This is a genomic window from Brevibacterium jeotgali (genome assembly GCF_900169175.1).
Classification (GTDB): Bacteria; Actinomycetota; Actinomycetes; order Actinomycetales; family Brevibacteriaceae; genus Brevibacterium; species Brevibacterium jeotgali.
The window spans coordinates 100,291-121,341 of record NZ_FXZM01000009.1; the positions used below are offsets into that span (position 1 = coordinate 100,291).

Annotated in this window: 18 protein-coding genes; 4 read left to right on the forward strand and 14 right to left on the reverse strand. The window is 68.1% G+C overall.

The features are described from left to right. Nucleotides 1–52 precede the first annotated feature (52 nt). Nucleotides 53–1,255 carry an MFS transporter gene (locus BJEO58_RS10105; RefSeq protein WP_101589349.1) on the reverse strand — a complete coding sequence of 401 codons (1,203 nt, stop codon included), beginning with the start codon at nucleotides 1,253–1,255 and terminating at the stop codon, nucleotides 53–55. Between the two features lie 67 nt (nucleotides 1,256–1,322). Beyond that, complete coding sequence (locus BJEO58_RS10110) at nucleotides 1,323–1,874, reverse strand: GNAT family N-acetyltransferase (protein ID WP_101589350.1); 552 nt, start codon at nucleotides 1,872–1,874, stop codon at nucleotides 1,323–1,325. A 93-nt stretch (nucleotides 1,875–1,967) separates the two neighbouring features. Here BJEO58_RS10110 and BJEO58_RS10115 point away from each other — a divergent pair, with 93 nt between their 5' ends. Together BJEO58_RS10115 and BJEO58_RS10120 are read left to right on the forward strand one after the other, a co-directional pair. Then, nucleotides 1,968–3,689, forward strand: coding sequence for a DUF885 domain-containing protein (locus BJEO58_RS10115; RefSeq protein ID WP_101589351.1), 1,722 nt, complete (start codon nucleotides 1,968–1,970; stop codon nucleotides 3,687–3,689). A 122-nt stretch (nucleotides 3,690–3,811) separates the two neighbouring features. Continuing rightward, nucleotides 3,812–5,779 carry an aconitate hydratase gene (locus BJEO58_RS10120; RefSeq protein WP_101589352.1) on the forward strand — a complete coding sequence of 656 codons (1,968 nt, stop codon included), beginning with the start codon at nucleotides 3,812–3,814 and terminating at the stop codon, nucleotides 5,777–5,779. Between the two features lie 7 nt (nucleotides 5,780–5,786). Here BJEO58_RS10120 and BJEO58_RS10125 read toward each other — a convergent pair whose 3' ends face one another. The 3 genes from BJEO58_RS10125 to BJEO58_RS10135 all read right to left on the reverse strand — a co-directional run bounded on the left by BJEO58_RS10125 (nucleotide 5,787) and on the right by BJEO58_RS10135 (nucleotide 10,821). Continuing rightward, complete coding sequence (locus BJEO58_RS10125) at nucleotides 5,787–7,766, reverse strand: vWA domain-containing protein (protein WP_101589353.1); 1,980 nt, start codon at nucleotides 7,764–7,766, stop codon at nucleotides 5,787–5,789. After that, the gene (locus BJEO58_RS10130; RefSeq protein ID WP_101589424.1) at nucleotides 7,759–9,141 is read right to left on the reverse strand and encodes a sigma 54-interacting transcriptional regulator; all 1,383 of its coding nucleotides are present in this window, start codon (nucleotides 9,139–9,141) and stop codon (nucleotides 7,759–7,761) included. The genes BJEO58_RS10125 and BJEO58_RS10130 overlap by 8 nt, the downstream gene beginning before the upstream one ends. A gap of 141 nt (nucleotides 9,142–9,282) precedes the next feature. Beyond that, complete coding sequence (locus tag BJEO58_RS10135; RefSeq protein WP_180951909.1) at nucleotides 9,283–10,821, reverse strand: AMP-binding protein; 1,539 nt, start codon at nucleotides 10,819–10,821, stop codon at nucleotides 9,283–9,285. Nucleotides 10,822–11,023: 202 nt separating this feature from the next. Between BJEO58_RS10135 and BJEO58_RS10140 the strand changes: the two genes are divergently transcribed. Continuing rightward, nucleotides 11,024–12,313 (forward strand): type 2 periplasmic-binding domain-containing protein, encoded by a 1,290-nt coding sequence (locus BJEO58_RS10140; RefSeq protein ID WP_101589355.1) that lies wholly within the window; start codon nucleotides 11,024–11,026, stop codon nucleotides 12,311–12,313. Here the strand turns inward: BJEO58_RS10140 and BJEO58_RS10145 are convergent, their stop codons facing one another. The 4 genes from BJEO58_RS10145 to BJEO58_RS10160 are packed head-to-tail and all read right to left on the reverse strand — an operon-like array spanning nucleotide 12,314 to nucleotide 15,264. After that, on the reverse strand, nucleotides 12,314–12,967 hold the full coding sequence (locus tag BJEO58_RS10145) for an amino acid ABC transporter permease (RefSeq protein WP_101589356.1): 654 nt from the start codon (nucleotides 12,965–12,967) through the stop codon (nucleotides 12,314–12,316). It lies immediately after the preceding gene. Beyond that, nucleotides 12,964–13,596 (reverse strand): amino acid ABC transporter permease, encoded by a 633-nt coding sequence (locus BJEO58_RS10150; RefSeq protein ID WP_101589357.1) that lies wholly within the window; start codon nucleotides 13,594–13,596, stop codon nucleotides 12,964–12,966. Before BJEO58_RS10150 ends, BJEO58_RS10145 begins: the two co-directional genes overlap by 4 nt. Before the next feature lie 5 nt (nucleotides 13,597–13,601). Next, a complete protein-coding gene (locus BJEO58_RS10155; protein ID WP_281284827.1) occupies nucleotides 13,602–14,384 on the reverse strand; it encodes an amino acid ABC transporter ATP-binding protein in 783 nt (260 codons plus the stop codon). Nucleotides 14,385–14,421: 37 nt separating this feature from the next. Beyond that, nucleotides 14,422–15,264: a substrate-binding periplasmic protein gene (locus tag BJEO58_RS10160; RefSeq protein ID WP_101589358.1), complete on the reverse strand. Its 843-nt coding sequence runs from the start codon at nucleotides 15,262–15,264 to the stop codon at nucleotides 14,422–14,424. A gap of 141 nt (nucleotides 15,265–15,405) precedes the next feature. On the opposite strand from BJEO58_RS10160, the gene BJEO58_RS10165 reads away from it, so the two are divergent. Then, entirely contained in the window at nucleotides 15,406–16,137 is a 732-nt protein-coding gene (locus tag BJEO58_RS10165) for a GntR family transcriptional regulator (protein WP_101589359.1), read from the forward strand. A 13-nt stretch (nucleotides 16,138–16,150) separates the two neighbouring features. Here BJEO58_RS10165 and BJEO58_RS10170 read toward each other — a convergent pair whose 3' ends face one another. From BJEO58_RS10170 to BJEO58_RS10190, 5 genes are all read right to left on the reverse strand, one after another. After that, on the reverse strand, nucleotides 16,151–16,624 hold the full coding sequence (locus tag BJEO58_RS10170; RefSeq protein WP_101589360.1) for an acyl-CoA thioesterase: 474 nt from the start codon (nucleotides 16,622–16,624) through the stop codon (nucleotides 16,151–16,153). 37 nt (nucleotides 16,625–16,661) lie between these two features. After that, entirely contained in the window at nucleotides 16,662–16,961 is a 300-nt protein-coding gene (locus tag BJEO58_RS10175; protein ID WP_101589361.1) for a hypothetical protein, read from the reverse strand. 19 nt (nucleotides 16,962–16,980) lie between these two features. Then, nucleotides 16,981–17,790, reverse strand: a complete 810-nt coding sequence (locus BJEO58_RS10180; RefSeq protein WP_101589362.1) for a Bax inhibitor-1/YccA family protein — start codon at nucleotides 17,788–17,790, stop codon at nucleotides 16,981–16,983. Between the two features lie 388 nt (nucleotides 17,791–18,178). Next, the gene (locus tag BJEO58_RS10185) at nucleotides 18,179–19,264 is read right to left on the reverse strand and encodes an inositol-3-phosphate synthase (protein ID WP_101589363.1); all 1,086 of its coding nucleotides are present in this window, start codon (nucleotides 19,262–19,264) and stop codon (nucleotides 18,179–18,181) included. 151 nt (nucleotides 19,265–19,415) lie between these two features. Beyond that, entirely contained in the window at nucleotides 19,416–21,020 is a 1,605-nt protein-coding gene (locus BJEO58_RS10190; protein WP_101589364.1) for a peptide chain release factor 3, read from the reverse strand. Nucleotides 21,021–21,051: the final 31 nt, after the last annotated feature.

Genomic DNA, 21,051 nt, shown 5'->3' on the forward strand with positions numbered 1-21,051 from the left:
GCAGTCGCCGTCCGGCGGCACCGGCGACCGTTCCTGACGGCCACTGACGGCCTCAGTGCCGTCGGGGAGCGCCGGCGCGGCCCGCGCGGGGGAACCGTCCGTGGACCAGCGCGTACCAACCGGCGGAGGCGACGACGAACACAGCGCACAGGACGTAGAGCGCGGAGTAGCCCCAGGCGCCGGCGGCCGCACCCAGGACTATCGCTCCCAGCCCCATTCCCAGGTCCATGCACAGCAGGTAGGTCGAGGTCACCAGCCCCACACGACTGAGGCCCGCGGTCCGCACGGCGATCGCCATCGCGCAGGTGATGAGGGATCCGTAGCCGAACCCCGCGAGCAGACCGGCGAGCACCATGCCGGTGACTGTCGGCCAGAAGGCGAGGAGCAGGCAGGAGGCGGCGAACGACGCGAACAGCGGGTAGAGGACGACGTTGTCCCCGTAGACGTCCTGGATCCGCCCGATGGTGAGGCGTGCGCTGAGCGATGCGACCGCGAAGCAGGAGAAGAAGACCGGTGACGACGAGGCGCCGGCGCCGGAGGCGGCGGCGTGCGTGGCGAGGAACGCGAGGATCCCCGAGTAGGCCGCACTGGTGAGGAAGATGACGGCGCCCATGCGGAAGCCGTCCGGGTCGACCAGGGTGCGCGGATGCGGCGACAGGGCCTCCCGCAGCTTCGCGGCGGTGAGTCTGCGTTCGGGCAGTCGGAGGAACGGGAGGCCGACGAGTGCGACGAGCGAGAACGCCAGCGAGATCCCGAAGAGAGCCGTGTAGCCCCACGCATCGACGGTCGTCACCGCGATGAGCGGACCCAGAGCGGACCCCAGCGTCATCGATGTCGCGAAGTAGCCGCTGCCCTCCGACCGGCGGTCCGACGGGATGAGGTCTTGTGCGGCCGCGTTGAGCGTCGTGTGCCCGGCGCCGAACAGCATGCCGTGCACCAGCCGCGACAGGATGAACAGCCCCAGTGAGTCGACGAAGAAGTATGCGAGGGAGACGACTGCGGCGAGCACCAGCGCGATCGTGAGCAGTCGGCGACGTCCGACCACATCCATGAGCTTCCCGGCGAGCGGCCGTGTGAGGACGGAGCCCAGGACGAACGCGGTCGAGGCGAATCCCGCCGACGTCTCCCCCGCCGCGAACCGCAGGACGGCGTAGCCGACCATCGAGGTGACGAGGAGGTAGAACACGAAGGCGAGGAAGACGCTGATGACGAGCGCGACGGTGAAGTCCTTGTTCCACAGCCGCCGCTGCGACATGGTCCTCCTCAGATCGGGTCGTTGCTGAACGAACGATAAGAATGCTGGTGCGATGCTATCCCATCGGTCACTTCACGATGCGGGCGTACAGGAGCATGTCCCGTCTGCTCCCACTGATCCACTGGTGGCTGCGCAGCAGCCCCTCCCGGCCGTAGCCCGCCGACTCCGCCGTCTGCACGGAGCCGGAGTTCCACGGCTCGATGTACAGCTCGACGCGATGCAGCCCCGGCAGCTCCGCCGCGAAGGCGGTGAGCGTGCGGAGTGCGTCGCCCGCCAGTCCTCGCCCCCGATGGCCGGGGGCGAGCGCGTAGCCCGCGGTCGCGCGTCCGTCCGACAGCGCACGCAGCCACAGGCCGCAGTTGCCCACCGCCGCATCCGCCTGGTCGTCGACGATCGTGAACGAGTAGCCGGCACCGCGATCCCTGCTGTCTCGCTGCCGCGCGATCCACGCCCGCGCCTGCTCAGGCGTCGCATCGGGCGGGAGTGAGCCGATCGCAGGGACGTACGGATCCGTGGACAGGCTCCGCGCCATGGCGACGTCCCGCTCGTCCGCCCGACGCAGGACCACCCGGTCTCCGGCGAGGGGGTGTTCGGGCCACGGCAGCAGATTCGCAGTCATACGCCCATAGTCTCCCCGATCCGCCGCCCCGTCACGCGTTCGCTCCACCGTGGGCCGGGGAGAAGCGCGCGAACGTCCCCGTAGTCTGGATCCATGAGCGAATCGACGACGCAGTCACCGTCCCGTGTCCCGACCCCTGTCGACGCAGTCGCAGAGCAGCATTTCCAGGGCATGCTCGACCTCTCCCCGTCGCTGCGGATCGAAGTGGGGGCGCCGGGTCGCGACGATGAGCTCGATGACTTCTCCCCCGGCGGCCTCGCCGCCCAGGACGCGTTGAACACGCGCACGATCGCTGCGCTCGCGGACGCAGAGGCGGAGTCCCGTGCGGCCGGCACCTTCGACGACGTCGACGCGGTGACCGCCGATGCACTGCGGGAACGGCTGGGGCTCGAGCAGGAGCTGCACGCACTGGGTGCCGGCCTGTCCGATCTCAACGTCCTCACCTCCCCCTTCCAGACGGTCCGCGAGTTCTTCGATCTGGTGCCGACGGCCTCGGAAGCGGACTGGGAGGCGAACGCCGCCCGACTGCGCGCGGTGGCCCAGGCACTCGCCGGCCACCGAGAATCCCTGCTGGAGGCACGGGCGAACGGACGGATCGCCGCTCGCACCCAGGTCGCCGCAGTCATCGGGCAGGCTCGCTCCGCCGCCGAGGCCGCAGGCCACTTCGATCGCTTCGTCGCCACGGCGGGGGACACCGTCTCCGCGGGGCTGCGAAGGGAGCTCGAGGACGCAGCGGGGACCGCGCGCACCGCGAGCGGTCGATTCGCGGAGTTCCTGCAGGAGCAGCTGCTGCCCGAGGCGCCCGAGGAGGACGCCGTCGGCCGCGAGGAGTATGCGCTGCACTCCCGGATGTTCCTGGGTGCGGAGATCGATCTCGATGAGACGTACGAGTGGGGCCTGGAACTGCTCGCCTCCATCGATGCAGAGCAGCGGGAGATCGCAGAATCGCTGTACCCCGGCGCCTCCGTGCGGCAGACGATGGAGCTCCTGGACGCGGATCCTGAACGGCGGCTGCACGGGCTCGACGCCCTGCGGGAGTGGATGCAGTCCACTGCGGATGACGCCACGGCGGCGATGGCCGGCACCCACTTCGACATCAGTGACCCCGTCCGGACGATCGAGTGCATGGTGCTGCCCGACGGCACGGGCGGCATCTACTACACGCCGCCCACCTCGGACTTCTCGCGTCCCGGCCGCATGTGGTGGTCGGTGCCGACGGGTGTGGACACGTTCTCCACGTGGCAGGAGAAGACGACGGTCTACCACGAGGGCGTTCCCGGCCACCACCTCCAGTTCGGCGCCGCGGTCATGCAGGACGACATCCTCAACTCGTGGCGGAAGCAGGGCGTCTGGGTGTCCGGCCACGGAGAGGGCTGGGCCCTCTACGCGGAGCGCCTCATGGACGAGCTCGGCTTCCTCTCCGATCCGGGCGACCGCTTCGGCATGCTCGATTCCCAGCGCCTGCGCGCCGCACGCGTCTGCCTGGACATCGGCGTGCACTGCCGCAAGCAGGCACCCGAATCGCTGGGCGGCGGCGTGTGGGACAAGCAGAAGGCCTGGGAGTTCCTCACCGCCAATGTCGCGATGGAGCGCAGCTTCCTCGAGTTCGAGCTCACCCGCTACCTGGGATGGCCCGGGCAGGCCCCCTCGTACTCGGTCGGTCAGCGGATCTGGCAGGACGTGCGGGAGGCTGTGCAGATGCGCGAGGAGTCAGCGGGCCGGGGCTTCTCGCTGCGTGACTTCCACTCGCAGGCGCTGGCACTGGGGTCCGTGGGGCTGTCGACACTGCAGAAGGCGATGCTCGGAGGGTTCTGAACCGGCGCCCCCCGGCTCCTCACCAGCAGGGGGCCCTGTTCAAGACGCTGGCTGGGGGCTAGCCTGGAAAGGACACGTCATACCCCGCAGCCGCGGACAGACTGACGGACGGGAGAGGCACGATGCCGCAGAACGTCGCAGAGAAGCTCATCCACTCGCACCTCATCGAGGGAACGCCGGAGCCCGGACATGAGATCGGGCTGGCGATCGATCAGACCCTCACCCAGGATGCCACCGGCACCATGGTGATGCTCGAACTCGAGGCACTGGGACTCGACCGCATCCGCACGGAGCTCTCCGTGCAGTACGTCGACCACAACCTGCTGCAGACGGACGAGAAGAACCCCGAGGACCACATGTTCCTCCAGTCCGCGGCCCAGCGCTACGGGCTGTGGTTCTCCCGCGCCGGCAACGGGGTGTCCCACCCGGTCCACCAGGCCCGCTTCGGCAGGCCCGGAGCCACGATGATCGGCTCCGATTCCCACACGTGCGCGGCCGGCGCACTGGGCATGCTGGCGATGGGAGTGGGCGGGCTGGAGATCGCCATGGTCATGGCCGGCGATCCGCTCTACGTCGCCATGCCCGAAGTGTGGGGCGTCGAACTGACCGGAACCCTCCCGGACTGGGTGTCCGCCAAGGACGTCATCCTCGAGATGCTGCGCCGCCACGGGGTCAACGGCGGCGCGGGCCGGATCATCGAGTACCACGGTGAGGGGCTGCAGCAGCTTTCGGCGATGGACCGCCACGTGATCGCGAACATGGGCGCCGAACTGGGTGCCACGACCAGCGTCTTCCCCGCCGATCGCGCTGCTCGTGACTTCCTCACGGCCGTGGGGCGGGGTCACGAGTACACGAAGGTGGTCGCGGATCCCGGTGCCGCGTACGACGTGCAGGAGCACATCGACCTCTCCACCCTCGAACCGCTCATCGCGAAGCCGTCGTCGCCGGGGAACGTCGTCCCGGTGCGTGAGGCCGCCGGCGAAGAGGTCTTCCAGGTGGTCGTCGGATCATCCGCGAACCCCGGCCTGCGCGACTTCGCGGTCGTCGCTGAGATCCTGCGCGGTCGCCAGCCGCACGATCGGGTATCCCTGGACATCAATCCGTCCTCGCGTGAGATCCTCGAGGACCTCACGAAGGGCGGGTGGACGTTCGATCTCATCCGCTCCGGCGCTCGCATCCACCAGTCCGGGTGCATGGGATGCATCGGGATGGGCCAGGCACCCGCTGTCGGGCGCAACAGCCTCCGCACGATGCCGCGCAACTTCCCCGGGCGTTCGGGCACCGACGAGGACTCCGTCTGGCTGTGTTCCCCGGAGACGGCCGCGGCCGCAGCGCTCACCGGGACGATCACCGATCCGCGCGACCTCGACATGCGCTGCCCGCGGCCCAGGCTTCCGGACACGTACAGCGTCAACACGCGCATGCTCCTGCCACCGCTGGGCGAGCGCGAAGCGCGGGACGTCGAGCTGGTCAAGGGCGAGAACGTGAAGTCCCTGCCCGAATTCGACCCGCTGCCCGATGACATGGAGCTGCCGGTCATGCTCACGGTCGGCGACAACGTCTCGACCGACGAGATCATGCCCGCGGGCTCACGCGTCCTCCCCTTCCGCAGCAACATCCCCCGGATGGCGGACTTCGTCTACCTCCAGGTCGACGACACCTACCCCACCCGCGCCGCGGAGTCCCACGGCGGCCACGCGATCGTCGGCGGCGACAACTACGGTCAGGGGTCTTCGCGCGAGCATGCGGTCATCGCGCCGCGCTACCTGGGGCTGCGGGTGGTGGTCGCGAAGTCCTTCGCCCGCATCCACTGGCAGAACCTCGCGAACTTCGGAGTGCTCCCCCTCGAATTCGAGGACCCGGCGGACGCGGACCGGATCTCGCAGGACGACGTGCTGCGCTTCACCGGACTGCGCGCAGTCCTGGAATCGTCCGTGCGGGTGCCCGCCCAGCTGAACGGCGAGGAGATCGCGCTCACGCATCGTCTCTCCGAGAGGCAGGTGTCCATGGTGCTCGCCGGCGGCCGCATCGCGCACCGTGCCGGCGAGGACCCGACGATCGAGGCGAAGCCCTCTCCTCCCGAAGGATGACCCGCGTTCATGCGCTCCCGCGCCTGCGCGAGCGCATGAACTCCCCCACGACGGCGGAGCCCAGGTCATCCGCCGACGGCGCGACGACGGTGCCCCGCACCCGACGAGCCATCGCATCGACGAAGCGCGCGAGGCCCCGGTCGTCGCCGAGCCGGAAGAACGTCGTCTGCGCACCCTGCCGGCCCACGCGGTCCAACTGCTCGATCGTCCGGTGGATCGTCGCGGAATCGGGCGGGTAGGAGAAGACGCCCTCTCCGCTGGGTGTGAGGTACGCGGTCGGCTCCCCGTCCGTGACGATGAGCATGACCGGCTGCGCCGTGGGGTGCTTCCGGAAGAAGTCCTCTGCCAGCAGGAGGCCGTGGTGCAGGTTCGTGCCCGGGTCGTACTCCGCGGACAGACCCACGAGTGAGTCGAGGTCGGTCGTCCGGGCGATCCTGCCGAACGTGATGAGGGTGAGGTCGTCACCGCGGAACCGTGTGCGCACCAGGTGGTGGAGGGCGAGCGCGGTGCGCTTCATCGGGAGCCACCACCCGTCCATCGCCATGGAGAACGACACGTCGACCAGCAGCACGACGGCTGCGCGCGTGCGCGCCTCCGTCTCCTGCACCTCGACGTCGTCGACACTGATCCGCACTCCGCGGGCCGGGTCCCCGCCGTCGGCGGCCGTCCGCACGATCGCGTTGCCGACGGTGCGGGCGACATCCCAGGGCTCCGTGTCTCCGAACTCCCATTCCCGCGTGGAGCCGGTCTGCTCCCCCGCGATCCCGGTCAGGCGCGCATCACGCTGGCCCGACCGGCCGGACAGCCGCGTCGCCGCATCGCGCAGCAGCGTCTTGCCCAGGCGCTTCAGCGCTGCCGGCGACAGCCGCAGATCGCCGTCGGCACTGCGCCGCAGGTAGTCCGACTCCTGCATCCGCTCCTCGATCTCCTGCAGCTTCCGCACATCGACGGACGCGTCGCCTCCCAGCTGGCGCTCCAGCGCGTCGACGTCGACGTCCGACAGTGAGGAGCCGGGGTACGACTGACTCAGCTGGTGGGCGAGGCGGTCCAGCTCCGCGAGGTCCTCGAGTGCGCGGGCTCCCTCACCCAGCCCCAGGCCCTCGTCGCCTGCGAACTCCTCCGCGCCGGTCCAGTCGAGGTCGGGGCGCAGTGAGCGCAGTCCCGCATCCACGCGGTCCAGCTGCTCCTGCAGGTCCGGTGAGCCGAATGCCTGCTGGGACAGCTGCGCGATCTCCGCGCGCTGCTCCTCCGTCATGGATTCCAGCATCCGCGCGGCCGCGGCGGAACGACGTGCCAGCATGTCGACGAGTTCGTCGAGGGTCGAGGGGCTCTCCGGGAGGAGGTCGCCGTGGGCGTCCATGAACCGCGCGAAGTCCTCCTCCGTGTCCTCGCCGCGCTCGCGCTTCTCCAGCAGGTCGCCCAGGTCGCGGAGCATGTCCGCGACACGGGCGCGGTCCTCGTCCGTCGCGTTCTCGAGCGCCTGCTTCATCCCCTGGAAGCGTGCGTCGAGCGCGTCGCGACCCAGCAGGTCCTCGATCTGCTCGAAGGACTGCTGCGCCTCGGCCGACTGCCAGTCGTAGCCGCGCAGCTCGGACACGGCGGCGGCGGGAGAATCCGGCAGGTTCTCGATCTGCATCTCCCGGAAGGTCCGGTCCGTGGGGTCCATCGTGATATCCCGCGCGAGCTGCCCCCTCTCCGCCAGCACCGCCTCGTCGAGCAGCTTCTTCACCTGGTCGATCGTCCCGCCCAGGCTGTGACGCTCCAGCAGTGAGCGGCGGACGCGCTGGACATCGCCGGCGAGGTCGTCGAGTCCGCGCGTGTCAGCGCCTCCTCGTCGCAGGTACTCCCGCAGGGCCTGGTCCGGTCCGTAGCCGGCCATGACGTCGTCGGACATCGACGCCAGCGCCTCCGACAGGTCGACGGGCGGCGCAAGGGGGTCCGGACCGCCGGTGAAGCGGCCGTACCGAGCCCTCCGGTCCTCAGCCATAGACCGACTGCCCCTCCCCCGTCTCCTTCGACAGCTTCCGCGACAGGTAGAGCCCTTCGAGCGCCAGCTCGATCGCCGCGGCGCGCTGCCCCGGCGTCGTCGCGTCGAGCCGTGTCGCGATGGTCTCGTAGAGCTGAGGCTCTGCGAGGTCCGGCAGCTCGTCGAGGACCTCCTCCGCGGTGACCCGCTCCCCCGTCATGAGGGTGAGGTCGCCGTCGAAGGCGGCGACGAGGGGCCTGAGGTCGACGCCGGCGAGCCGTTCGCGCGCTGTCTCGGCCGTGGCGATCCGGAGCCCGTAGTCGAGGATGTCCCGCTCCCGGCCCTCCTCGCCGGGTTCGAACTCCACCTTGCCGCGCAGCACGTCGACCACGGTGCCGAGGTCGACGGGCCGGGCCACGGCCTCGGCCACAGCTCCCCTGACCCCGCGGACGGCGGCCCGGTGACGCGCGGCTGCCGCGACGGTCTCTGCGGCGGCGATCGCGAACCGTGCGGACACCCCGGAGGACTGATCGATCGCGGGGGACTCCCGCAGTCCTCTGGCGAACCGGGCGATGATCTCGAGGAGGTGGTCGGGCACCTGGGCGGCGAGGACGGCCTCCTGCCGGATGATGGCGACCTCACCGGCGAGGTCGGCCGGGTAGTGGGTGCGGATCTCCGCACCGAACCGGTCCTTGAGCGGTGTGATGATCCGGCCCCGGTTCGTGTAGTCCTCCGGGTTCGCTGAGGCGACGACGAGCACGTCCAGCGGCAGGCGCAGCACGTAGCCGCGGATCTGCACATCACGCTCCTCCATGACGGTCAGCAGCGCGACCTGGATGCGTTCGGCCAGGTCGGGCAGCTCGTTGATCGCGACGATGCCGCGGTGTGCGCGAGGCACCAGGCCGAAGTGGATCGTCTCCGGGTCGCCCAGGCTGCGGCCCTCGGCGACCTTCATCGGATCGACATCACCGATCACGTCTGCGACGGAGGTGTCCGGTGTGGCGAGCTTCTCGACGAACCGCTCCGACCGGTGCCGCCACACGATGGGCAGGTCGTCGCCCTCCGCCGCGGCTCGGCTGCGGGCGGCCGACGTGATCGGCACGAACGGGTCCTCACAGAGGTCGGTGCCCGCGATCGCGGGCGACCACTCGTCGAGCAGGTGGGTCAGCGCGCGCAGGAGCCGGGACTTGCCCTGTCCCCGCTCGCCCAGGAGGACGATGTCGTGGCCCGCGATGAGTGCACGCTCCACCTGGGGCAGCACTGTGGCCCCGAACCCGTGGAGGCCCGGCCACGGGTCTTCACCGTCAGCGAGCTTCGCCAGCAGATTGGCCCGGATCTCCACGCGCAACGAGCGGGATCCGCAGCCGGCGGCGCGGAGCCCGCCCAGGGTGGTGATGTCAGGCGCGCCCGCGTCCGTACCGCGCTGCGTATCGAGGGGTGAGAAGACTTCATCGTGGGTGCTCACCCTTCCACGCTAGACCGGTTCTGCGCGGGGGTCGAGGGGTGACCGCCCGAACGCGGCGGACTCCCGCCCGCCCTACTCCGCCTGCTCGAGGATCTCACTCCGGATCTCGCGCTTGCGGATCTTGCCCGCCGCGTCGCGCAGCGGTCGTGTCGTGCCGACGATGCGGCGCGGTCTCTTCACCTTCGACAGATGCTCCGTGAGGAACCGGTCGAAATCGCCGGGGACCTCGCCATCGGCGGTCTCGATGATGAGTGCGGGCACGGAGCCCAGGTCCTCATCCGGGGTCCCCACGCAGCAGGAGGCGAGGACCTCGGGGTGCATGTCACTCACCGCCTCCACTTCCGCCGGGTAGACGTTCACACCTCCCACCAGCAGCATGTCCGACCGCCGGTCCGTGAGGTAGAGATAGCCGTCCTCGTCCAGCCGTCCGATGTCGCCCACCGTCTCCCACTGGCCCTCTGCCGCTTCGGCCTCTGCTCCGAGGTAGAAGTACGAGGGCGGCTCACCGGCGCCTCTCCGCAGCCAGACCTCGCCGGTCTCCCCGACCGGCAGCGGGCGGCCCTCGTCGTCGCGGATGCTCACCTCCCCCACCTTGGGCGTGCCGACGGAGCCCGGGTGGTCGAGCCATTCCGCGCCTGTGAGGGCAGTCGCCGCCTGCCCCTCGGTGGGCCCGTACAGCTCGTAGACCACGTCTGCCCCCAGCCACTCGATCCACGCGCGCTTGAGCCACTGCGGGCATGGGGCCGCGACGTGGAAGAAGGTCTCGACGGATGACAGGTCATAGCCGAACTTCACGTCGTCGGGCAGCCTCCAGATGCGCTGCATCATCGCCGGCACCGCATAGACCCAGGTGGCACGGTGGGTCTCGATCTTCTCCAGCGTCGCCTCCGGGTCGAAGCGCTCCATCAGCACTGTCGTGTTCCCCAGCGTGAGGGCGGCCAGCGCGCTGCTGAACGCGGCGTTGTGATAGACCGCCGCAGTGACGAGGCAGACGCCCTTCTCCGGCACACCCATCACTCTGCCGGACAGCGCGATCGCCGCCGGATCCCCGGCTGCACCGGAGACGATGAGCTTCGGCCTGCCCGTGCTGCCGCCGGACGTCGGTGACTTGAGCTGGGGCGAGACCACGGCCGGCAGCGGCTCTGCGGAGAACCCGTCAGCCGCGCTCAGATCCGTGACCCGGGGCACTGACAGGGACCGTTCGGTCGTGTCGAGGGCCAGTGCGGGACGCCCCACCTCGATGATCGCGTCGAGCTCACTCTGCACGAGCCTGTCGGAGACCGGCATGGGAACGGCGCCAATCTTCCACGCCGCGATCGCCGCGCTCATCATGAGTGAGCCGATCGGCGAGGACATGAGGACGAAGTCCCCGAACCCCACCCCACGCTCCCGGAAGAGTCGAGCGAGCTGGTTCGTCCGGGTCTCCAGCTCTGCGAAGGTGACGGAACCAGCCGCGTCGACGAGCGCCACGACCTCACCGCGCGAGGCGGCGAGAGTCTCGAACTGCTCCTGGAAGGTTGCGCGGAGGTCCACGTCGAGCAGCGGATCGTCCGCCGCCTGCGAAGACTGCTGCGACCGCGTGGTTTCCTGCGCGGCGGATTGCGATGTCACGGTATCGAGCCCCTCTTGCTCCGGCCGCCACAGCGTTCTCGTCGCGGCTCTGCTGACGCGCGTGCGTGCCTCTCACCTGCAGATTAGGGCGTGATGTCCCCGATGGTCAATCCGGTCGGGCCCTTTGCTACACTCACAATTGAGGTTCGCTTCACTTTTCTGGCGGGCTTCGTCCTTTCCGCATTGATTCAAAGGTGAACACATGAGAAGGGCACTTCTGCCACCGTCCCCGCGGTCACGAGCCGTCACCGCCACCGCCGCCGTCGCGGCACTCAGCATGGCCCTCTCCGCGTGCGCCGGCAGCGCCGGCGCCGGAGGCTCTTCGGACGATGCCGGCGACGGCTATGCGTACGGAGCCGCACAGGAGGAGATCGACGCCGCCATCGCGGACCTCGAACCTGTGACGATCAACTATCAGATCCCGGCGACGTCGATGGAGTCGCCGCAGGCGTCGCTGGGGACCGATTTCAAGGAGGCCGTCGAAGAGCGGTCCGGAGGGAAGATCACCGTCGATCTCGCCTGGAATCAGTCGATCGCCGCCTACGACGAGGTCCACGACGCCCTCGCCGACGGGCGCGTCGACATGGCCTTCACGCTTCCCTCGTACGATCCGGCACGCTTTCCCGCGTTCAACGCGCTCAACGACCTGCTGGGCGGCGATCCGTCCTCTCCCATGCTCGGTGAGATGATCGTGAACACCGTTGCGGCAGACGTCGCCTGGAAGACACCGGAGATCCTTCAGGAGTACGAGGACAACGGGCTGACCCCCTTCGTGCCGGTGATGGCGTCGAGCAACTACTACTCGATCTGCACCGAACCCGCACCGGGTCTGGACGACTGGCAGGGCCTGCAGGTGCGCGTGGGATCACCCGCGGCGAACGACATGGTCGATCACGTGGGCGGCACCCCCGTGTCGATCGCCGGGGTCGAGGCCTACGAGGCCCTGCAGCGCGGAACCATCGACTGCACGCTCGCCGTTCTGTCCGACGTCGTCCAGGGCGGATTCTTCGAGGTCGCGCCCACTCTGGGATATCCGACGGAGACGAGCTTCCCCCGGGTCTCCGGCGCGATCCTCACCGGATCGGGCGTCGAGCAGCTTCCGCTGGCCTACCAGCAGATCCTCTTCGACGCGTTCGACCACTACTACCAGGGCAGCCTGGAGGCTGGGATCGGCAGCAAGGTCGATGCGATCACGATCGCGGATGAGACGGGTGTCGACATCGAGGAGGCATCGTCCGACCTCCAGGACGAGGTCCGCTCGTTCGCAGAGCTCACGCGCGACGAGGTCGCGGAGTCCGGCATCATCGGCGACGACATCGTGGAGCGCCTCGACGCATCACGGGAGCACTGGACCTCGACGGTCGACGAGATGGGCTACGAGGAGACCGGCGGGTTCGCCGAATTCGACGAGTGGTACGACCAGGACACCGACTACACGCCTCTCGCCACCGCACTGCTCGAGGAGACGATGCTGGAGCACCGGCCCAGCTGATCAGAGGTGCCGGGCCAAGCGCTTCTCCACGAGCACGGACAGCCAGGTGGCGGGAATGGAGATGCTCGCGTAGATCGATCCTGCCAGCACGAAGAGCGTCATGTACTTGAAGCTCATCGTCGCGTTCGTGTACGCCTGGCTCATGAGCTCCGGCACAGCGACGGTGTAGGCCAGCGACGTCATCTGGAAGAGGATGACGGCGAATCCCATGAGCGACGGCAGGGCGATCCGCCACCCCTGTGGGATCACGATGTAGCGCAGGGTGTCCCACCGCGTCATGCCCAGGGCCATGGACCCCTCGACCTCTCCCCGGGGGACGGCCGACAGGCCCCCGCGCAGGTACTCCGCGCAGTATGCGGCCGTCGTCCACGTGAGGGCGAGCGTCGCGGATGCGAGGGCAGAGAGGGTGAGACCTGCCGTCGGCAGTCCGAAGTACATGAACTGCAGCATGACGAGGGCCGGAGCACCGCGTCCGACCTCGACGAACGCGATCGACACCCAGCGCACGGGCTTGTTCGCCGAACGGGTCCCGAAGGACAGCAGCGTCGCGAGCGGAAGCCCGAAGAGCAGCGACAGCCCGGTGAGTGCGAGGCTGACACGCAGCCCGCCCAGCAGCGCGGGCAGGAACTGCACGGCGTCGGTGAAGAAGGTCATTGCGCCACCGTCCTGCTGAGTCGTTCATCCGCCATCCGCGACAGCAGCCCCACGGGAACGCTGACGAGGATGTAGACCGCGGCCGCCACCATGAAGACCGTGATGCCCTCTCCGGACGTGCGCGCGTAGTTGCCGGACGCGAACACCATCTCAGCGACTCCGATCGTCGACGCGATCGACGAGTCCTTCAGCAGTCCGATCCCATAGGTCGTGTACCCGGGGATCGCGACGCGCCACGCCTGCGGTGCGATGACCGCGCGCCAGAGGTCCACGTTCGTGAACCCGAGCGCGCGTCCCGCCTCGTACTGGCCGGCGGCGACCGACGACACTGCGCCGCGGAAGATCTCGGCGAGGTAGGCGCCGGACACCAGGCCCAGTCCCAGCACAGCCGCACCGAACGGGGACAGCTTCGTCGGACCGATCGTCACGCCGTAGTAGAAGATGAACAGCCACACGACGATCGGCACGCCGCGCAGCAGGTCGATGACGCCCCTGGAGATCAGCCACGGGATGCGGTGCTTCGACAGAGTGCCCGCCAGCAGAGGCATCGACACTGCGGTGCCGATGACCAGGGCGACGAACGTCACCCCGAGGGTGAGTGGAATGCCTGAGAGGACTGCCTGCAGCATCGGCGTCACCTCTGCAGGACCGCGCGCAGGAAGTCCTGCGTGCGCGGGTGACTCGGGTCCTCCATGATCCGCTTCGGCTCCCCCTGCTCGATGATCCGCCCGTCGGCCATGACGACGAGGTCGTCCGACACCGTGCGGGCGAAGCCCATCTCGTGCGTCACGACGATCATCGTCATGCCTTCGTTCGCCAGTTCGTGCATCACCTCGAGCACTTCGACGCCGACTTCGGGGTCGAGCGACGAGGTGGGCTCATCGAACAGCATCACAGTGGGTTCGAGAGCCAGCGCCCGGGCGATCGCGATCCGCTGCTGCTGGCCGCCCGAACACCGATTCGGATACTGGCTGCCCTTGTCCCCCAAGCCCATGCGCGTCAGCAGCTCGTGCGACTTCTGCTCCGCTTCCGCCTTGGACCGACCGAGGATGCGCTGCTGGGGCAGGGTCACATTCCGCATCACCGACATGTGCGGGAAGAGGTTGAAGTGCTGGAAGACCATCCCGGCCTCGCGCCGCAGGGCGTAGAGCTGGCGATTGGTGAACCTCGACTCCGCGTCGATGCGGTGTCCGCTGATGTCGATCGTCCCGGAATCGGGCCGCTCCAGCAGGTTCAGGCACCTGAGCACCGTCGACTTCCCCGCCCCTGACGGTCCGATCATCGCGGTCACCGTGCCCTCGAGGACTGTCATGTCGATGTCCTCGAGGACGACGTTGTCGCCGAACGACTTCGCCAGGTGCCGGACCGTCACCTTCGCATCGCGCCCCGGGAAGCGCTCTTCCGGCAGTTCGATCACTGGGCCTCCTCCGTCCCTCGGTGCATGGAGCGGTCGATCAGCCGATGAGGCGGGGTTCGCCCGTATCCGCCGATTCCGCTGGGAGGCCGTGGGACTCGAGGACCTCGGCGATCGTTCCGTCCTCGTGCGCGGTCGCGACCCACTCGTTGAGGGCCTCCGTCATCGCATCGTTGTCCTGGGTGTGCGGGAAGGTGATCTGTGCGGGCTCCACCGACGCGGCGACCCGGTCATCCGACTCCACCGTCTCCACGGTGTACTCGTCGTCGTCCTTGAGCCGTTCGCCTGCAGATCCGAAGCTGTCGAGTCCGACGTCGATGCGACCGGCGTCCAGGTCCGCCTGCATCTCGACCGCCGACGGGTAGATCGTGAAGCTGTCCCCCAGCACCTCGTTCATGTCCGTCACCCAGAGGTACCCGTCGACGCTGCCGACGTTCATCTCCTCCATGTCGGCGATGCTCGTGACCCCGTCTGCTGAGATCGATGCCATCGTGTCGACGTAGACCGGATCCCCGAGTCCCACGACGGCGTCGCGCTCCTCGGTGCGATAGAACGCGCCGGTCGCCATATCCGCCCGGTCCTCTGTCACAGCCGGGATCGCTCCGGCGTACTGGGTCTGCATCCAGTTCACCGACTTGCAGTTCGCCTCCGCGAACGCCGCGACGTAGTCGATGTCGGCGCCCACGGGCTCGCCGTCCTCGTACTGCGTGAACGGCGGCAGTTCGGGAACGGACACGGTGAGCGTCCCGTCCGTGATGGTCTCGAACTCTGCTGCCGGCGTGCAGTCGGCTGCGACCTCGGTGTCCCCTCCGGAACCCTCACAGCCGCTGAGCACGAGCGCTGCGACGCCGACGGCGCCGGCGCAGGACATGAGCTTCTTCATCGTTCTCTCCTCGTCATTGAGAATCGTGATGTGTACTGCGTCACGTGTTATCGATAACCTTAGACTGAAATTCGGCTGACCCACAATACGACGCACGCAGGAATCCGGGTCCGGCGCGGGGCGGAACGGGACGAGGAGAACATGGTGACGAGCAGAGCAGTCCGACTTCAGGTGCCGAAGACGCTGCGGCAATCGACGTTCGACCTGGTGAAGCGCTCCATGCTGGACGGCGAGTACCTCTCCGGACAGATCCTGTCCGCGAACTCACTCGCGGCGGAGCTCGGGATCTCGAACTCCCCCGTGCGCGAGGCGCTCATGGACCTCACGTCCCTAGGGCTCGTCGAAGTCGTGCGGAACCGCGGCTTCCGCGTGCGGCAGATGACCGACCAGGATCGACACGAGGTGCTCGAGATGCGCCGGATCGTCGAGGTCTCGACGATGGAGCGACTCGCCGAACGCGGCGTGTCCGAGGACGAGCTCGCGATCGCAGACGGACTGGCCCACGACTTCGTCTCGCTCCTGCACCAGGAGCGCGTGCGCGATCATCTGGACGCCGATCATCGCTTCCACATGTATCTGATCGGCCTGCTGGGGAACTCCCGCATCTCGCAGACCGTGGGGAACCTCCGCGATCAGACGCGGATCTGCGGAGCATTCGTCGACATCCCGCTCGGCACGCTGCAGACGTGCGCCGATGAGCATCTCGACCTCATCGACGCCCTGCGATCGCGGGATCGTCTGCTCGTCAGATCCCTCATGGAGCGGCAGCTCGAGTTCGCGGCGGCTCGCGGCGCGCTGACGCGCGGCGGCGGTGACGCCGCGATGCCGACCGCGGGGCCGCGTCGGGCGGACGCCGCGACGCTTCCGCGATGACCACCGCTCCGCCTCAGTCGATCGTGCGCTTCCTGCTCCGCAGGTCGTCGGGGAAGCGATCGCGGGCGTAGGTGATCGAGTCGTACCCGTGCGGCTTGGGCTGTCCGTCCTCGCCGAGGCCGACGAACACGATCCTGTCGATCGAGAGGATCGTGTCACCGGTGATGATGTTCCGCACTTCGCAGCGCATCGTGAGCGAGGTGCGTCCGAAGTGCACGGCCTGCAGCCCGATCTCGAGGATGTCTCCCAGCGTCGCAGAGGACACGAACTCGATCTCGGAGATGTACTTGGTGACGATCCGCTGATTGCCCAGCTGGATCATCGCGTAGACGACTGCTTCATCGTCGATCCACCGCAGGAGGCTGCCCCCGAACAGCGTGCCGTTCGCATTGAGGTCCTCCGGTCGCACCCACTTGCGGGTGTGGAAGTTCATCGCGTCGAAGAGGTCTTCTCCGTGCGGACCCTGGTGAGGCTGTGCGTCGGCCATCGTGGACCGACCTCCTTTCAGCATGCGCGGACGGGGACTAGGCGAGGTCGCGGCGCAGATCCTCGGCGATCGTGAGAGCTGTGGCGGTCTGCGCGGCCGTCGCTCCGTACTCGGGCAGGCAGTCGGTGAGCAGGACCACCACCTGATCGGCGAGGACGCGGTCTTCCAGCACCGGCACCCGGCGTCCGCCCGCGCGCAGGTCCGACAGGTGGGCGAGTGCCTCACGGATGCGCGTGCGACGGCCCCCGTCCAGCTGCGGCGTCGACAGGCCCATCACGCGAAGACGAAGGCGGCGGACCTCCTCCAGGAGTGCCGCCGCCGTCATGTCCGTCGTCATCGTCTGCCTGTGGAACCTGTCAGTTCGACCGGAAGTAGGACAGCAGTCGCAGGATCTCGATGTACAGCCAGACGAGGGTCACCATGAGCGAGAACGCGCAGACCCACGAGTACTTCTCCGGGATCTTGTGCCGCACGCCCTCTTCGATCATGTGGAAGTCCGCGACCAGTGTGAGCGCGGCGAGGATGACCGCCACACCGGAGATGACGACGCCCAACGGCATTGACATGCCCAGGATCGTGATCTCCATCGTGCGGGCGTTCATCTCGCCGCCTGAAGCCATCGCGAAGCCGAAGTTCACCAGGGAGAACACTGCATAGCCGCCCACTGCGAGCATGAGGAACTTCATGAAGCCGGGGCTCATGCGGACGATCTTGAACTTGAACAGTGCGAACATCACGAGGAAGACGCTGAGTGTGCCCAGCACCGCCTGCATGACGATCCCGTCGTAGGCGTTCTCGAACATGCTCGAGATGCCGCCGAGGAAGACGCCCTCGATCGCCGCGTAGGTCAGGATGAGGCCCTTGCTGGGCTCCTTCTTGAATGCGACGATCAGGCCGATCACCAGCGCCACGATCGCGGCCGGCATCGCCAGCATCGGGACGATCCATCCGACGACCGCACCCGCAAGCAGGACGGCGAAGCAGATGCCGGTCTTCATGAGGACGTCGTCGTAGGTCATCGCCCGTTCGGCCACAGGCCGGGACTGGTGCGCCGGAGCGTCGTACATCTGCTGCAGCTGCTGGTCGGAGGGGGCCGGGATGCGGTTCTGCTCCTGCCCCGCCCGAATTCCGTCGTTGAGGCCGCGGCGCACGAGCGGATTGCTCATCGGGATCCTTCCCATCGAAGATCTGGTCTCGTCAGACCCATTCTAAGGACGAACCCTGTACCACTTCACAGAATTCCCACCCCTCGGACTGATCGTGACGGCGATGTGATCGCACGGGTCAGCAGGTGACGCTCGTATCCGGCCCGAAGGGGGTCCTGAGCGCCCACCACCCGACGAAGAGAACCCTCCAGCCCCGCCACAGGGTGATTCTCGGAGGAGTCAGGGCCCCGCGTTGACGGCCTGGAAGGCCTGCACGCCCGGTGAGGAACAGCACGCATACGTCTGACGACGCACGACGCCCTGCAGCGCACGCGCGAACGTGCCCTGCAGGGCGTCGGATCAGTCCGCGTGGAGCGGACAGGTCAGCTCAGTGAGCGGACAGGTCAGCTCACGAGTCGATCTCGCCTCGGATGAAGGCTTCTATCGCAGCATGCGCCGCGTCGTCGTCCTGCTGCTGCGGGGGCGACTTCATGAAGTACGAGGACGCGCTGATGAGCGCTCCGCCGACGCCGCGGTCCAGACCGATCTTCGCGGCTCGCACGGCATCGATGATGACACCGGCGCTGTTGGGCGAGTCCCACACTTCGAGCTTGTACTCGATCGAGACGGGGGCATCACCGAAGTTGCGTCCCTCGAGCCGCACGAATGCCCACTTGCGGTCGTCCAGCCACTCGACGTAGTCGGAGGGACCGATGTGGACGTCGCGCTCCGCAAGGTCGACGCTGGTGTTCGAGGTGACGGCCTGGGTCTTCGAGATCTTCTTCGATTCGAGCCGCGTGCGCTCGAGCATGTTCTTGAAGTCCATGTTCCCGCCGACGTTCAGCTGGTACGTGCGGTCCAGGACGACGCCCCGGTCCTCGAACAGCTTCGCCATGACCCGGTGGGTGATGGTCGCGCCGATCTGACTCTTGATGTCGTCGCCGACGATCGGGACCCCCGCCGCCTTGAACTTGTCGTCCCACGACTTGGTGCCTGCGATGAACACCGGCAGCGCGTTCACGAAGGCGACCTTCGCTTCGAGCGCGGCCTGCGCGTAGAACTCCGTCGCCTCCTGCGAGCCGACGGGCAGGTAGCAGACGAGGACGTCGGCACGGGCGTCCCGCAGGGACTGCGCCACATCGACGGGCTCATCATCGGCCTCGATGATGGTGTCGCGGTAGTACTGCCCCATCCCGTCGAGCGTCGGACCGCGCTGCACGGCCACACCCGTCGGAGGGACGTCCGCAAGCTTGATCGTGTTGTTCTCGCTCACGTGGATCGCCTCTGCGATGTCCTGGCCGACCTTCTTGCCGTCGACGTCGAACGCCGCGACGAACTCGAGGTCGCTCACGTGGTAATCGCCGAACTGCACATGCATCAGCCCGGGGACCTTCTGGCCGGGAACCGCATCGCGATAGTATTCCACGCCCTGGATCAGGGAACTCGCGCAGTTGCCCAGGCCGGCAATGGCGACCCGAATCGGATTCTCAGCCACAGTCTCGTACTCTCCTCAACGTCTTCAGAATGCCCGAGGGGTGCGAGCACACGCGATCGATCGCGGTGCAGAGCGGATGTCCGTCCGGGCGCCAGCCCATCTTAGTCCTCTGTTCACCTGCTGAGCGAACCAGGATCCGCTCGACTGTTCCTCAGCTCACGACGAGCGGCTCCAGCACGACATCAGGGTGAGCGCGTTCGACGCCCTGCAGCCGCCATCGGTCGGAGAACAGCGCGAGCAGCTCGCCGTCCGAGCGGGACAGCACCTCGACGTTCCGCTCGCGCGACAGGGTCGGCACCGAGGCGGGCTCGGTGCGCCGCGCGATCGAGAAGTTCAGCCGCTCCAGTTCGCAGGGCGCGTTGAACTCGTTCACCATGCGGTCCTCGGCGACTTCGAACTGCATCGGGCCGACTGCGCCCAGCACCGGCGCCTGGTCGCCGCGCAGGTCGCTGCGCAGCACCTGGATGACGCCCTCGTGGTCGAGCTGCTGGATGCCCTTGCGGAACTGCTTGTACTTCGAGGAGTCCTTCGCGCGGATCACCATGAAGTGCTCCGGCGAGAACGTCGGGATGCCCGGGAACACGACCTTGCGGTCCAGGTACAGCGAGTCGCCCACCCCCAGCGCGGAGGCGTTCACGAGACCGACGACGTCACCGGGGAACGCCTCGTCGACCGCCTCCCGGTCCCGTCCGAAGACCTGCTGCGCGTACTTCGTGGCGAAGGGCTTGCCGGTGTTGGCGTGGGTGACGACCATGCCGCGCTCGAAGACGCCCGAGCACACCCGCACGTACGCCAACCGGTCGCGGTGGTTGCTGTCCATGCCCGCCTGCACCTTGAAGACGAATCCGGCGAACGGCGCGTCCACGACGCGCGGCTCATCGTTCACGTCGGGCCGGGGTTCGGCCGCCGGAGCGATGGCGACCAGAGTGTCCAGAAGCTTGTGCACGCCGAAGTTCAGGACGGCGGAGGCGAACAGCACGGGGGTGGTCCGCCCGGCGAGGTACGCCTGCTGATCGTGGTCCTGCTGCTCGAGCTCGAGCAGCTCCGCCTCATCGACCGCAGTCGTCCACGTCTCCCCTTCGAGCCGCTCTGCCGCGTCCGGCGCGAACGTCTCCTCGGCGGCGATGCTGGCACCGCCGCTGTCACGCGTGTATTTGGTGTACTCGCCGGTGAGCCGGTCGAGCACTCCACGGAAGTCGCCGGACTGCCCGACCGGCCACGTGAGCGGCGTCGGCAGCATCCCGGTGCGCTCGTGGATCTCGTCCATGAGCGCGAGCGGCTCGTGGCCCGCACGGTCCCACTTGTTGATGACGGTGACGATGGGGATGCCGCGGTGCTTGCACACCTCGAACAGCTTCATCGTCTGGACCTCGAGCCCCTTGGCCGCGTCCACGAGCATGACCGCGCTGTCGACGGCGGACAGCACGCGGTAGGTGTCCTCGGAGAAGTCCGCGTGACCGGGGGTGTCGAGCAGGTTGAAGACGACGTCGTCGTACTCGAACTGGAGGGCCGCCGACGTGATGGAGATGCCGCGCTCCTGCTCCATCGACATCCAGTCGGACACAGTGGAGCGGCGGCCCGCCTTGCCGTGGGTCGCACCGGCAGTGCCGATGGCGCGGGCGTGGAGGGCGAGCGCCTCCGTGAGCGTTGATTTGCCCGAGTCGGGGTGCGAGATGACGGCGAAGGTGCGTCGCCGCTTCGCCTGCCCGCGCACGTCAGCGGGTGTGTGGGATGAGGATGAGGGGCCGGAGTTCACCGCACCAGTGTAGGCAGGTGGTGTCCAGCCG

Coding starts and splice junctions, on each gene's coding strand:
- BJEO58_RS10105 (WP_101589349.1), bottom strand. CDS start 1,255: ATGTCGCAGCGGCGGCTGTGGAACAAGGACTTCACCGTCGCGCTCGTC.
- BJEO58_RS10110 (WP_101589350.1), bottom strand. CDS start 1,874: ATGACTGCGAATCTGCTGCCGTGGCCCGAACACCCCCTCGCCGGAGAC.
- BJEO58_RS10115 (WP_101589351.1), top strand. CDS start 1,968: ATGAGCGAATCGACGACGCAGTCACCGTCCCGTGTCCCGACCCCTGTC.
- BJEO58_RS10120 (WP_101589352.1), top strand. CDS start 3,812: ATGCCGCAGAACGTCGCAGAGAAGCTCATCCACTCGCACCTCATCGAG.
- BJEO58_RS10125 (WP_101589353.1), bottom strand. CDS start 7,766: ATGGCTGAGGACCGGAGGGCTCGGTACGGCCGCTTCACCGGCGGTCCG.
- BJEO58_RS10140 (WP_101589355.1), top strand. CDS start 11,024: ATGAGAAGGGCACTTCTGCCACCGTCCCCGCGGTCACGAGCCGTCACC.
- BJEO58_RS10145 (WP_101589356.1), bottom strand. CDS start 12,967: ATGACCTTCTTCACCGACGCCGTGCAGTTCCTGCCCGCGCTGCTGGGC.
- BJEO58_RS10150 (WP_101589357.1), bottom strand. CDS start 13,596: ATGCTGCAGGCAGTCCTCTCAGGCATTCCACTCACCCTCGGGGTGACG.
- BJEO58_RS10160 (WP_101589358.1), bottom strand. CDS start 15,264: ATGAAGAAGCTCATGTCCTGCGCCGGCGCCGTCGGCGTCGCAGCGCTC.
- BJEO58_RS10165 (WP_101589359.1), top strand. CDS start 15,406: ATGGTGACGAGCAGAGCAGTCCGACTTCAGGTGCCGAAGACGCTGCGG.
- BJEO58_RS10170 (WP_101589360.1), bottom strand. CDS start 16,624: ATGGCCGACGCACAGCCTCACCAGGGTCCGCACGGAGAAGACCTCTTC.
- BJEO58_RS10175 (WP_101589361.1), bottom strand. CDS start 16,961: ATGACGACGGACATGACGGCGGCGGCACTCCTGGAGGAGGTCCGCCGC.
- BJEO58_RS10180 (WP_101589362.1), bottom strand. CDS start 17,790: ATGAGCAATCCGCTCGTGCGCCGCGGCCTCAACGACGGAATTCGGGCG.